The 13,203-nt window shown below is 33.6% G+C and carries 11 protein-coding genes; 6 read left to right on the top strand and 5 right to left on the bottom strand.

Annotated features, from left to right (window positions below):
* Positions 1-52 precede the first annotated feature (52 nt).
* On the bottom strand, positions 53-1,450 hold the full coding sequence (locus tag AC6EI0_RS04160) for an Orn/Lys/Arg family decarboxylase (protein ID WP_498523188.1): 1,398 nt from the start codon (positions 1,448-1,450) through the stop codon (positions 53-55).
* A 100-nt stretch (positions 1,451-1,550) separates the two neighbouring features.
* Between AC6EI0_RS04160 and AC6EI0_RS04165 the strand changes: the two genes are divergently transcribed.
* Genes AC6EI0_RS04165 through AC6EI0_RS04180 form a run of 4 tightly spaced genes read left to right on the top strand, consistent with a single transcriptional unit; the run spans position 1,551 to position 5,023 of the window.
* The gene (locus AC6EI0_RS04165) at positions 1,551-3,197 is read left to right on the top strand and encodes an ABC1 kinase family protein (RefSeq protein WP_498523189.1); all 1,647 of its coding nucleotides are present in this window, start codon (positions 1,551-1,553) and stop codon (positions 3,195-3,197) included.
* 49 nt (positions 3,198-3,246) lie between these two features.
* Positions 3,247-3,705 (top strand): hypothetical protein, encoded by a 459-nt coding sequence (locus AC6EI0_RS04170; RefSeq protein WP_498523190.1) that lies wholly within the window; start codon positions 3,247-3,249, stop codon positions 3,703-3,705.
* Between the two features lie 58 nt (positions 3,706-3,763).
* A complete protein-coding gene (locus tag AC6EI0_RS04175) occupies positions 3,764-4,477 on the top strand; it encodes a pseudouridine synthase (protein WP_498523191.1) in 714 nt (237 codons plus the stop codon).
* A 15-nt stretch (positions 4,478-4,492) separates the two neighbouring features.
* A complete protein-coding gene (locus AC6EI0_RS04180; protein ID WP_498523192.1) occupies positions 4,493-5,023 on the top strand; it encodes a helix-turn-helix domain-containing protein in 531 nt (176 codons plus the stop codon).
* A gap of 2 nt (positions 5,024-5,025) precedes the next feature.
* Here AC6EI0_RS04180 and malQ read toward each other — a convergent pair whose 3' ends face one another.
* Positions 5,026-6,522 (bottom strand): 4-alpha-glucanotransferase, encoded by a 1,497-nt coding sequence (malQ, locus tag AC6EI0_RS04185; RefSeq protein ID WP_498523193.1) that lies wholly within the window; start codon positions 6,520-6,522, stop codon positions 5,026-5,028.
* Positions 6,523-7,147: 625 nt separating this feature from the next.
* On the opposite strand from malQ, the gene AC6EI0_RS04190 reads away from it, so the two are divergent.
* Positions 7,148-8,143, top strand: coding sequence for a ribose-phosphate pyrophosphokinase (locus AC6EI0_RS04190; RefSeq protein ID WP_498523194.1), 996 nt, complete (start codon positions 7,148-7,150; stop codon positions 8,141-8,143).
* Positions 8,144-8,153: 10 nt separating this feature from the next.
* Here the strand turns inward: AC6EI0_RS04190 and pepN are convergent, their stop codons facing one another.
* The 3 genes from pepN to AC6EI0_RS04205 form a co-directional block, all read right to left on the bottom strand.
* Positions 8,154-10,772, bottom strand: coding sequence for an aminopeptidase N (gene pepN / locus AC6EI0_RS04195; RefSeq protein WP_498523195.1), 2,619 nt, complete (start codon positions 10,770-10,772; stop codon positions 8,154-8,156).
* A 32-nt stretch (positions 10,773-10,804) separates the two neighbouring features.
* Positions 10,805-11,230: a DUF8650 domain-containing protein gene (locus tag AC6EI0_RS04200; RefSeq protein ID WP_498523196.1), complete on the bottom strand. Its 426-nt coding sequence runs from the start codon at positions 11,228-11,230 to the stop codon at positions 10,805-10,807.
* A gap of 154 nt (positions 11,231-11,384) precedes the next feature.
* On the bottom strand, positions 11,385-11,942 hold the full coding sequence (locus tag AC6EI0_RS04205; RefSeq protein ID WP_498523197.1) for a hypothetical protein: 558 nt from the start codon (positions 11,940-11,942) through the stop codon (positions 11,385-11,387).
* 107 nt (positions 11,943-12,049) lie between these two features.
* Here AC6EI0_RS04205 and AC6EI0_RS04210 point away from each other — a divergent pair, with 107 nt between their 5' ends.
* Positions 12,050-13,195, top strand: coding sequence for a histidine kinase (locus tag AC6EI0_RS04210; protein ID WP_498523198.1), 1,146 nt, complete (start codon positions 12,050-12,052; stop codon positions 13,193-13,195).
* The last annotated feature ends 8 nt before the right edge of the window (positions 13,196-13,203 follow it).

Below are 13,203 nucleotides of genomic sequence, written 5' to 3' on the forward strand. Positions count from 1 at the left end.
TTAAAAGGATTTATTAATAATAAATTTCATTATAGCTGATAAGTAGATATGTTTAATCAAGAAATACTCTTATAAAATCAGAGATTTGATCTGGCCAAAAGCATTTTTGCTCTATCAACCAATCAACACGAGCTTCGTCCAAAATCTCACCAGGAATCAATAATGGGATTCCTGGAGGATAAGGACAAACCATCTCAACTGAAATTCTTCCAATAGCATTCTGCAGATTTACAGTCTCAAAATCCGATCCCCAAGAATATGAACATGGCTTGCATGGCTTAGAAACGATGCTGAAAGGCGGTTTTTTAAAAAAACACGATTTCTGTTGGCCAAAAGTTGTAAGGATTTCATTCCAAATTCCTACAAATCTTTTTCCTAATTTGTTGTGAGATGAAAGCCCAAGGCAAAAAGTTAGTGTTCCTGGCTCAGCTAATTCACCAATTATTCCTTTACTTATAAACCTTTTATCAACTTCAATACCACTCAAACCGAATCTTGAGGTATGAAGAATGATTCTTAATGGATCACTGTTTTCAAGAAGAGGAACTTTTTTATTAATCAAAAAATCTTTAAATAACTCAGCTTCTTCTATTCGGGATTTCAACTTCTTTAGCCCTTGGGGTTCGATAAGTTCCTTTATTGAACTTTCACAAGAAGCTAACAATAAAGAACTTGGGCTTGAAGTCTGAAGCAATTCTATACTTCTATTGATTTTGAATGGATCAACCTTCTCACCTTGCGACCATAAGACTGCAGATTGAACCAATCCAGGAGCAGATTTATGAAGAGAGTGAACAACTAGGTCTGCACCATAAGATATGGCTGATTTAGGTAAATCTGGTCTTATTTCACTTATGAAGTAAGCGCCATGAGCCTCATCAACTAATACTGGCAAAGAATGTGCATGAATCTCCTTAATCAGTGATTCCATGTCTGCAGAATATCCTTGATATGTGGGGTTAACTAAAACCACCGCAGCTATGTCCTCTTTAAGTTTTTTTGCTTTTTTTAAAGCTCTTTTAAGCCACTTACTATCAAAGACAGAAGCATGACCTCGATCAGTTAAGTAAGGCACATCGAAAAGTAATGGTATTAATCCTCCAAACAAGCATGCTTGAATACAGCTTTTATGTATATTCCTGGGCATAAGAACAGCTTGACCAGGACGTGCGAGAGCTAGTAATGAACTTTGAAGTAAACCAGTCGCCCCGTTGACTCCATACCAGCATCTATCAACACCCACTCGATAAGCAGAGGACTTTTGACTTTCAGCTATGGCTCCTTCACTAATTAACGGGCCACCAATCTCGAAAAGCTCTGGCAAATCCCATATACCTGGCTTTAGTTTCAATAGTTTTTTTATCTTTTTTGGGAGAGCATTTCCTCTCCCATGGGCCGGCAAAAAAAGGTTTTCGCTTCTATCAGCAGAAAGCAAGTTAAAAAGCCTCATTGAGTAAAAGGAATACCTAAAATCAATGTAGTTAAATTAATCAGTAAGCAAATCAAAAGAACTTCATATAGCGGTAGCTAAAAGAACTTATGATGAATTCATGAAATACGATTTCAAAAGAGATTTAATCTGGCTAATTACAAGGCCGTGGATATTGGTGCCTAGATTTATTCAAATAGTTGGGGCGATATCACTATTGTTAGCAAGACTTATTTTTCAAGGTTCAAGCAATGACGAGAAGACTCAAAAAAACCTAGCTAAATTTCTACTTAAAACACTTATTAGCCTGGGTCCCTGTTTTATAAAAGTAGGTCAAGCCCTCTCAACAAGGCCAGATCTAATAAGGAAAGATTGGTTGGAAGAATTAACAAACCTTCAAGATAACTTACCCTCATTTCCTCACGAAAAAGCACTTCAGATTATTGAAAGTGAGCTAGGAAGACCAGCGAATGATCTTTTTGAAGAATTTCCCTCCATACCAATAGCCTCAGCAAGTCTTGGACAAGTTTATAAAGCAAAGTTAACTAGCAATTATTGGGTAGCAGTTAAAGTTCAAAGGCCTCTTCTTATTTTCAATATAAGAAGAGATATCGTAATTATAAAAATACTTGGTGTTCTCAGTGCACCAATACTTCCATTAAATCTTGGGTTTGGATTAGGTGAAATAATAGATGAGTTTGGAAGAAGCTTATTTGATGAAGTTGATTATACAAAAGAAGCTAATAATGCTGAAAGATTTTCTACACTTTTCCACAATAACAAGTCTGTAACTATACCAAAAGTAGAAAAACATTTATCAACTGTAAAGGTATTAACGACTAGCTGGATTAACGGTACAAAATTAAAAGACAGAAATGAATTAGTTATAAATAATTTAAATCCATCAAAAATCATTAGAACAGGAGTTATCAGCGGAATACAGCAGTTATTAGAATTTGGATACTTTCATGCAGATCCTCATCCGGGGAATATGTTTGCTCTTGAAGGTAATAATGATGATTTAGGCAATATCGCTTACGTTGATTTTGGAATGATGGACTCAATTTCAGAGGAAGACAGATTAACTCTTACTGGCGCAATTGTTCACTTGATAAATAATGATTTTTATGCCGTAGCAAAAGATTTTCAAAATCTTGGCTTTTTAAATAAAGATCAAGACCTTAAGCCTCTAATACCTGTTTTAAAAGAAGTTCTTGGAAGCGCAATTGGTAAAGATGTTGCATCGTTTAATTTTAAAGAAATTACTAATAAATTTTCTGAATTAATGTTTGATTATCCCTTCAGAGTTCCCGCAAGATTTGCTCTAATTATAAGAGCTGTTATTAGCCAAGAAGGACTTGCTCTACGCTTAGATCCTGATTTCAAAATTATAGATCTAGCTTATCCTTATGTAGCTAAAAGATTACTTACTTCAGATACAAATGAAATGATAAATATATTATTAGATGTTATATTTGATCAAAATGGACACATTAGAGTTGAACGAATAGAAAATTTATTTAATGTTCTAGTACAGGATTCAACTACACCGGCAAAAGAACTGATTCCCGTAGCAGGTGCAGGAATTAAGCTCTTAACTAGCTCTAGAGGCTCGCTAATAAGAAAGAACTTATTAATGAGCATTATTAAAGATGAAAGAATAGATACAAAAGATATGAAACAATTAATTAAGCTAGTACGAAAAACATTCAATCCTTTAAGAATGGCTTCAAGTCTAACAAAACAAAACAAAACACAAGTTGCGTAGAATATTTTTATAAAATACAATAACAAAAAATTTAAATAAGCATAAAAGCATGATCAATAGCAATATTAAAAATATTTTCGCATTTATTTTAGCTAACTTAGAAGCGGAAGATATTCCAGATATAAATGAATTCATCTCAAATTATCAACAAATAAAGCCAATTGAAGATCCTATTTTTTGGCTATCTTGTGGAGCATTTATTTGCCTGATGTCTGGATTGGTATTTGCAGACATCATGAAATCAAAACTAAATAATTGGTCATCAAAGAAGATTTCACCAAATCCGCTACAAAATCCTAGAACAATATCAAGTTGGTTTTCATTCTTTACAGGCCTAACAATTATTTTCATAAGTGCATTAAGTATCATAAACTTTTCTATTATTAAGTCAGTAATATTTTCTTCAATCATCTCAATACTTTTTGGCATAAGCATGTGGAAAGCAATTAAAGATTTATTAATCCAAGTAGAAGAGGGAACAGTTAAAGAAATAGATGAATTTTTTTAATGAAAATAGATTTTATACACTGTATTTTGAAATCAACATAGTATTTAGTTTATAAATAATGCCACTGAATAGATTACAAAAGATAATATCTGACTCCGGTCTTTTATCAAGACGAAAAGCTGACTTAGTCATAAAACAGGGCAGAGTAACATTAAACGGAAGGCAAGCTGTTCTCGGAGAGAAAGCAGATCCAAACTCTGATCATATTTTGGTTGACGGGAGAGATTTACCTAAAAAGCTAAATCATAAAGTTTTTCTATTAAATAAACCTTATGGAGTCATATCTAGCTGCGAAGATAATCATGGAAGGAAAACAATTTTAAGTTTTATTCCATCTCACTTACGTCTTGGTATTCACCCTGTGGGAAGGTTAGATTTTGATAGCAGAGGAGCAATTCTATTGACCAATAATGGAGAGTTAACACTTAGACTTACACATCCAAAATACTCCCACACAAAAACATATCTTGTTTGGGTAAGTGGCAAGCCAAGTCAATCAATACTAGATAATTGGAGAAGGGGGATTTTACTTGATGGCAAAAAAACACTGCCAGCGAAAATAGAATTTTTGGATAACGACTCTCGCAAAACTCTTCTTAAAGTGATTTTGAAAGAGGGTCGCAATCGCCAAATTCGAAGAATAGGAGATCTCATTGGACATCCAGTTCAAGATTTGCAAAGAATATCGATCTCAAATATAAACTTAAATGGACTACAAGAAGGTAAGTGGCGAGAGCTGAAAAGGAAGGAATGGAGCTCAATAATCAATTAAAAAAATTTGCATTTTATGGCTCTAAATTTTTACTTCAAAAAATCCTCATCCAAGTTTTCTCCGGAGCAGGATAAACCTGTTTCTGATAATGATTTTTCAGAAGCAATTAATTTATTTAAAGCTGAAAGAAAGAAATCTGGGATTTCTTTAGAGCAACTATCTAATGAGACCAAGATTTCAAAAAATGTCTTAATATCTATTGAAAATGGATGGAAAAAGTATCTACCAGAGAAAACTTATTTGATTTCAATGATCAAAAGTATTGAGACTAAGTTCAATTTAGAGAAAGGTAGTTTAAATGGTTTAGTCGCACAAAAAGATAGTATTGATAAAATATCTAGGTTTAAATTTAATTTCATAAATATAGACTTTCTTAATAGCTGGGTTGGGAGCTTATTATATATTGTCTTTATGCTTTCATCGATATTAGCACTTAATATTCAACAAAGATATCTTATAAAAATAAATAGTGTTACGACTGAACCAATAATGTTAGAAAATACTAGTGTAAAAAATGAAAATAAATTCAACAAAAAAGACAAGTAATTTTATCTCTTATTTGCTTTAGCTATGTCACCATATCTTTTTAAAGATTCTTGAATATTCAAATCATTTCTAGATAATCTCCATGACCAATTATTTTCTACTGTCCCAGGTTTGTTATAACGAGACTTGTTATCAAGATTTAATAAATCTTGCATAGGCGCTACAAATAATTTGGCTTTTGTTTCCATACCCATTCGAATCAACTCCCAAGAAGTGAAATTATCAAAATCAAGAATTCTTTCTCTAAGTTGTTCTCTTCTTTCTTGATCCATTTCTCTCCACCAGCCTTGAGAAGTTGAATTATCGTGCGTTCCTGTATAAACAATCCAATTTTCATTTTTAATATTCTCTGGCAAATAGGGATTATCTAAATTCCCATCAAAAGCAAATTGAAGTATCTTCATTCCTGCTAATTCAAAGTCATCGCGCAACTTTTCAACATTTGATGTGATAAGACCGAGGTCTTCTGCAACTAAAGGAAGAAAACCACTGCAATCTTTTTTTATTAAACCTAGGATCTCTCTCCCTGGGGAAGATAACCAAAAACCATTCTCAGCTGTTTTATCTTTACCAGGAATTGCCCAAAAAGCTTCAAAAGCACGAAAATGATCAAGTCGTAAAAAATCAACTTGTTCTAGATGTCTTGAAATTCTTTTTCTCCACCATCTATATTTGCCGGCTTTATGCCTACTCCAGCGATACACAGGGTTCCCCCAAAGCTGGCCGGTTTCAGAAAAATAATCAGGAGGAACTCCACTTTGAAGGTATGTATTTGAATTCGTTAAAATAGAAAACAATGATCGATTACCCCAAACATCAGCACTATCTTTAGACACGTAAAAAGGGACATCTCCAAATAAATAAATCCCCAGATCTTTCGCAAGTTTTCTGATTGATTTCCACTGCCTGTCTAAATGCCATTGGAGCAGATTATGACCTAACAATTCTCTTTGATTATTAATTTTCCACTTTGCTAATTCTTTCTTATCCTTGGCTGCATATTTATCTGGCCATTTCCACCATGGAAGATCGTTGTTTTGAATTTTTAGTTCCATAAATATGGAATGATCATCCAACCAAAATTGTCTTGAGCACCATATTTCAAATTCTTCTTTAATAGTTCTATTTTGTTTGTCCCAATAATCAACCAAAGAAGACCGCAAGGCCTTAACTTTTGAATTAGCTAATTGAAAATCGACTCTATCAACACAAAAAATATTTTCAGGAGAGTCTATTTCTAGACTATTAGCTAAGAAACCGTCTCTCACTAAATCATTCTGATCAAGGAACCATGGATTAAAGGCAAAACTTGATGGAGAACTATAAGGAGATCCAAATGAATCCGTAGGAGCTAAAGGTAAAAATTGCCAAACTCCTATCCCAGATGCAGCTAGTTCATTCAGCCAAATTCGAGAAGGGTTGCCAAAGGTACCGCAGACAGGGCTATCAGGCAATGAGGTTGGATGAAGAAGGATCCCTGAATTTCTTTCTAATTTCACTTTTTTTATCTCTAAAAAACACGAAGAAAAACTAATAATGCTATTTTTTTATTAAATTCAAAATGGATTCCATTGTAAAATGGGAAATCTTTTTCTTAAGTATCAAAAAAATATATTAAGTATTTTTATACTAACAAATCTAATAATAATTAAACATTTATTTTAGAAAAACCAAATCTTTTTTGAATTAAAACAAAAATTATTATTATATTTCTTTCCATCAATAGCATTATTTATGCATACCGCCAAAATATTTTTCTTTTAATAAGCCACTATCAAAGGCGACTATTTAATTTGAGATTTTATATTTTTCATTCGAGGAGCCTGCTCCTCAAGATGACCCTATTTCGAAAATTCAGCTCTCTTTATCTTTGTGTTTTCAGCAAAAGCACCTTTAAAAATCTTTGAGCCTTTACCAGAAAACAAATTATTAATGTTTTCAAAAGAAAATTCTTTAGAAGATATTTATTTTACCCCATCACCCAAAAAGAAGACAGGGCAGTGATTCCAGGTTTCACAAAAGCTGATGAGATCTTTTAAGAAAAAATTAAACAACGCTTTTAGATGATCATGTATCAACATAAAGGTAGATTAGTAAATACTATTTCTTGCTTGCGGTGGAACGGTGACTAGTTTTATAACTGCAGCACATCCTGAACCTACTAGTCTCAAGCATGACACTAATAGACTCAGATTGATTAGCGGGACATCAAATACAGCATTAGCAACAGAGATTGCGACTTATATGGGCATAACCAATGTCCCTCTAGTTTCAAAAAGGTTTGCGGATGGAGAGCTATACGTTCAAATCCAGCAATCAATAAGAGGATGTGATGTTTTTCTAATACAACCAACCTGTGCTCCTGTTAATGACAGCTTAATGGAGCTCATGATCATGGTGGACGCCTGCAAAAGAGCATCTGCAAGACAAATTACAGCTGTAATTCCATACTTCGGTTACGCCAGGGCAGACAGAAAGACAGCAGGTAGAGAGTCAATAACCGCGAAACTAACCGCAAATATTCTTGTCAAATCAGGAGTAGATAGAGTATTAGCTATGGATTTACATTCGGCACAAATACAAGGTTATTTTGATATTCCCTGCGATCACATATATGGTTCACCGGTTTTAGTTGATTATCTATCAACGATGAAACTTGATGAAATCGTGGTCGTCTCTCCTGATGTAGGCGGTGTAGCCAGAGCAAGAGCCTTTGCCAAACAAATGAAGGACTCACCTCTAGCCATTATTGACAAGCGCCGCTCAGGGCATAATGTTGCCGAAAGTCTCACGGTAATTGGGGAAGTCTCAGACAAAACTGCAATATTGATTGATGACATGATTGACACTGGAGGAACTATTTGTGCAGGAGCTGAATTACTTAGGAAAGAAGGCGCAAAAAAAGTAATTGCATGTGCATCTCATGCTGTTTTCTCTCCACCTGCTTACGAGAGACTTTCAAAAGAAGGCCTTTTTGAACAAGTTATTGTCACTAATAGTATTCCAGTACCTACTAACTTAGATTTCTCTCAATTAAAGGTCTTATCAGTTGCAAATATGCTTGGAGAAGCTATTTGGAGAATTCACGAAGAGAGTTCTGTTAGCTCAATGTTCAGATAATTCTGTAAATTCACTTCAAAATTAGTTCCACTACCTCTCTTGTATTTGGTGAAATATTTGCTCTATTAATTTTTAAAATTGATTTATACATTCCCTCCTTATTTTCATCGACGTATGTTTTCCATTTACTAAAGATTTTCACCATTCTTGAGGCAGTTATTGGATTAATTTTATCTAAATCTATTAATTTATCAGCAAAAAACAAATAGCCTTGTCCATCAAGAGAATGAAACAACTCAATATTTTGACTAAATCCTCCTAGAACAGCTCTTATTGCATTTGGAGCCTTCCAATCAAATTTAGGGTGTGATAATAATTTCTCAATCACATCAATTCCTTGCTTATTAGGTCTTGACGCCTCATATGCGAACCATGAATCCAAAACCACTGCGTTGTCATTCCAGAGGTTATAAAACAAATTTGAAGCTTCATTTGTCTCAACGCAATCAAGTGGTTTCAATGCACCTAGTGCTGCCTTTGAAATAGTCATTGAAGAATGATTGATTGATTCAACACAATTCTTTTTTACATTATTATCGCCCGCAAGAGTTAAATAAGACCAAATAGTTCCTAATAGTTTTCTTTGACCTTTGCCCTCAGGCCATTCATGGTCAATATCGACAAATAATTTATAAGCTAGTGTTCTTAACTCTTGAAGAATTCCCTTACCAATTAAAACTTTGAAATCAAGTGACTTTCTATATATATTTATCGGATCCACTTTTTCAAATAGAGATTCCAATTCCGTTAAACCAGGAGTCTTTAAAAGAGTTGCCAAGAAAAAAGGATCTTTTATTTCTAAAGATTTAATGGATTGCTTGATAGCAAAAATAAACTTATCTTCCAATGAGGAATTTGCTTTGTTAAAAAGCCTATTTTTAATCATTTCACGCATTAAAAACTGACCAGAGTCCCACCTCGAGAAATAGTCATTATCGTTTAAGAAAAGAAAAAGATAATCATCTATAGACAAATCAGATTCCCAAGCAACAGGGGAAGAGAAACGTCTGAAAATTGATAGAACTGGGGCTTCTTTCTCAAATGGGAGTTTAATTTTTAGATTCTTATTATTTTTATCTAAGATAAATAAATTTTCCTCAAATATAGGTATAGCTCCTTTTTCTCTGCTATAACAAGAATAAAGAATTGGAATAATCATTTCAATATTTTCACTAGTCTGATCACTCTCTATCTTCTGCTTAAAAGAGACATTTAAAATTGAATTTTTCGAATCCCAAGATTGATTAACATATACTTTTGGTGTACCTGATTTATAATACCAATTAAGAAATTTTGATACATCAAAAGGACAATTGCTTTCTTCTATATAGGCGCCTTTGATTAATGAATCAATGAAATCCTCAGTTGTAGCGGCAGTGCCATCAAAAGTTTTAATATAGATATCAATACCTCTAAAAAACATTTCTCTGCCAAGCAATAGCTCAAGCATTCTTATCAACTCAGCGCCCTTTTCATATATAGTTGTTGTATAAAAGTTATCGATAGCCACATACTCTTTAGGCTTCACAGCATGTGAAGTAGGTCCCTTATCTTCAGCAAATTGATAATTCCTAAGAAATGAAACATCTTCTATTCGTTTAAGTCCAGTGCTATGAAGATCTGAAGTAAAAGATTGATCTCTAAAAACTGTCAACCCCTCCTTCAACGAAAGCTGAAACCAATCTCGACATGTAATTCTATTACCGGTCCAATTGTGAAAATATTCATGAGCTATAACACTTTCTATTCTCTCTAATTCATCATCAGTTGCAGTCTTTGAGTCTGCTAAAACCAATTTTGAATTAAAAATATTTAGTCCCTTATTTTCCATTGCCCCCATATTAAAATGCCTAACCGCAACAATTTTATATTCATCTAAATCATATTCAAGACCATAAGTATCCTCATCCCATTTCATTGCTTTCTTTAGAGAATTTATAGCATGTTTTGTATATTTTTCATCTCCAGATTCAACATATATTAGAACATCAATCAATCTTCCTGTGTTTGTGATATATTTATCAGAAACTGAGTTAAGCTTACCAGCAACTAAAGCGAATAAATAGCTTGGTTTAGGGAAAGGGTCCTCCCATACCACTTGATGTCTATGAATATTATTTTTTAATTTTCCTGAATATTTCTTATTTCCATTTGACAATAAGACAGGATATAATGAAGTGTCAGCTTCTAATCTTACTGTATATTTACTTAAGACATCAGGCCTGTCAGGATGATAACAGATACGTCTAAATCCTTCAGCCTCGCATTGTGTAGTTAACATCCCTGAGCTTATATATAATCCCTCTAATGATGTATTTCTAAAAGGATCAATTTGCGATCTTATTTTCAATTCAAACTCTGCACCTGGCGGACTCTTTATAATCAAGCATTTATCGGTAACTAAATATTCTTCTGACTTAAGTTCTCTTGCGTTTATTGATATTGATAATAATTCAATTTGACTACCATTAAGAATAAGCTTTGTGGATTCTTTATGCTTTGGTTTAATTATCATTCTTGATTGCACAAAAACACAATCAGTTCGAATATCAAAATTTAAATCTATTCTCGGTATTAAGAAAGGATATTCAACATAGTCTGATAATTTAATAGATTCCTGAGTGGACATATTAAATAAATTTCTTTAATTTAGAATATAATTTATTTCTTTTGGTTTAATTGTTCAACAGTTTTTAAGAATTTTTTCTTATCTTCATCTGGCACCATCTCCGGGCAATTCTTTATGGCACCATCAAGAATTTGCAAAATTGCTCCATTATAGATATTTTTTTCTGGTAATTTTTCTTTTCCTAATTCTTTAATTAATCCGCCATGTCTACTTGTTATGAGCAATTCATAATTTTTCGCAGCCAAGGAAATAGCCTTAGGGAATTCAACTTCAATTTGTCTTGCCATACACAAATAGTTTATTCCTATTTGTCTATATAAAAAAATATCTTCATCACTAGCAGGAATAATATTAATTTCCGTTTTGTCAGTTCTAATTTTGGGTGTATTAGATTCCGACTTTATGGAGTTGCTGCAACTTGATAAAAATATTGAAGCAAACATAATTGATAAAGCCAAGATTTTGTGTCTTGGTGAATTTTTAATTTTTCTCAAGAGATTTTAGTCGGTAAGAAACATATGATGCAGGGAAAAAATCTATTGAAAATTCTTCACTTGCAAATTAAATATATAACATACATTGATTTCTATCAAAATAGATTTAACAAACTCTTCAGTTGGGATTCTTAATCCTTATTTCATGATGATTTTCAACTATCTTCAACTTATCGTTAAACCAACTGTAAATAGTTCTGGATCTAAATTTATCTTGATCTATTAAGCGTGTATGTTCCAATACGTGCCAATTATCGTAATTAGTATCAAAGATCAATTCGTGTTCATCAACTTGCCTAATGTTTGATATTCCTGAAGAATCGGTTAAATAAGAACAATCACGTATTAGTTGATGCCCTTGTAATCGAGCAATTATTTCTCCTTCACTTTTATAAGTTGGTCGTTTAATAAAAAAATCTTTTTCATCCTCGCACCACCACTTAAACCGATAGCTTTCAAATTCCGAATCTCGTTGATTTAACTTGCTTACATTAATATACATTTCCAAATTAATAGCCTTTTCTTTATCAAAAAAATATTGTCTTTTAGAATGCCACAAACCAATATTTCGACCAAACCATCGCCTTAAATTACTATCAAAGTTGATTCGCAGTCTATCAATACCTACAGAAGAGTCTCTAGTCTTTTCAATACCAGATGAATGTGAAATAGCCATTTTCTGGAACTGAGAGATTTAAAAAGTATTCACTTAATTATTAGCCAATACCTAAAATGAGTCTCATTACCTTAAGGTATGCGTAATTATTTAGATCGCTCGACACTGTGGATAGTGCCGAAGCTCAGGACCGACGACAGTTAAAACTGTTGCTTGTGGCATCTCGCCACCATCTCTCAAGGGGAGATATTCGATCGTTAATTGAATATTTGGAAAAAGAGGATAGTGGTTTCATTGTAAACTTAGAATTTTCAGATCCTTCTGAAAACCCAGAATTACTAGAGCTATATAGATTGGTGGCACTTCCTGCTCTAATAAAATTAGAGCCTTCGCCCAAACAAATTTTTGCTGGAAGTTCAATTTGTTCACAAGTTAAAACTTGGGTACCAAGATGGAAACATGAAGGGCTAATCAACTCTGTTGGCATCAGTCTTAGAGCAAAGACACTTGAATCCAATCAAACACAAAAAGAACTTCTTCTAGAGGATGATCTTCTAGTTCTCCGACAAGAAAACGAAACACTCACTAAAAAAATACATTCGCAAGAAAGTCTTTTAAGAATGGTTGCTCATGAATTGAGGACTCCTTTAACAGCTGCAGGTTTAGCTCTCCAAAGTCAAAAGCTTGGACAAATAAGCATGTCAAAATTTCAAGAAGTCTTAAAAAGAAGGTTAGAGGAGATTGAACTACTTTCAAAGGACTTATTAGAAGTTGGAAGTACTCGGTGGGAAACTTTATTTAATCCTCAAAAAGTTGATTTGGCGAACTTATCTGCTGAAGCGATACTCGAGCTTGAGAAGCTATGGCTCAATCGCAAAATTAAAATAAATACTGATATTCCTTCTGATTTGCCCTCGGTCTACGCAGATCAAAGAAGAATGATGCAGGTTTTACTAAACCTCATCGAAAATGCCTTGAAGTTTTCCGATGATGAAGGTGAAATTTTTATAACAATGCTTCACAGAACAAATCAATGGGTTGAAGTAATTGTTCGAGATAATGGACCTGGAATCCCATCAGAAGAACAACATCGAATATTTGTTGATCGAGTGAGACTTCCACAAACTTCTCACGAGACAACCGGCTTTGGCATTGGTCTTTCAGTTTGTAGAAGAATTGTCGAAGTCCATGGTGGCAAGATCTGGGTAGTTTCCAAACCAACTGAAGGTGCATGTTTTTACTTCACCGTTCCAGTATGGCGAGGACAAAACAAGGATCAAGAAACCTTGACGAGTGGCAAGGCGGGCCCGTAACTTTCAAT

This window comes from Prochlorococcus sp. G5PB11 (genome assembly GCF_059772425.1).

What these genes read in the sequence shown, in the direction of transcription:
- AC6EI0_RS04160 (WP_498523188.1), bottom strand. Translation starts at nt 1,450, where the DNA reads ATGAGGCTTTTTAACTTGCTTTCTGCTGATAGAAGCGAAAACCTTTTT.
- AC6EI0_RS04165 (WP_498523189.1), top strand. Translation starts at nt 1,551, where the DNA reads ATGAAATACGATTTCAAAAGAGATTTAATCTGGCTAATTACAAGGCCG.
- AC6EI0_RS04205 (WP_498523197.1), bottom strand. Translation starts at nt 11,942, where the DNA reads ATGGCTATTTCACATTCATCTGGTATTGAAAAGACTAGAGACTCTTCT.
- AC6EI0_RS04175 (WP_498523191.1), top strand. Translation starts at nt 3,764, where the DNA reads ATGCCACTGAATAGATTACAAAAGATAATATCTGACTCCGGTCTTTTA.
- pepN (WP_498523195.1), bottom strand. Translation starts at nt 10,772, where the DNA reads ATGTCCACTCAGGAATCTATTAAATTATCAGACTATGTTGAATATCCT.
- AC6EI0_RS04170 (WP_498523190.1), top strand. Translation starts at nt 3,247, where the DNA reads ATGATCAATAGCAATATTAAAAATATTTTCGCATTTATTTTAGCTAAC.
- AC6EI0_RS04180 (WP_498523192.1), top strand. Translation starts at nt 4,493, where the DNA reads ATGGCTCTAAATTTTTACTTCAAAAAATCCTCATCCAAGTTTTCTCCG.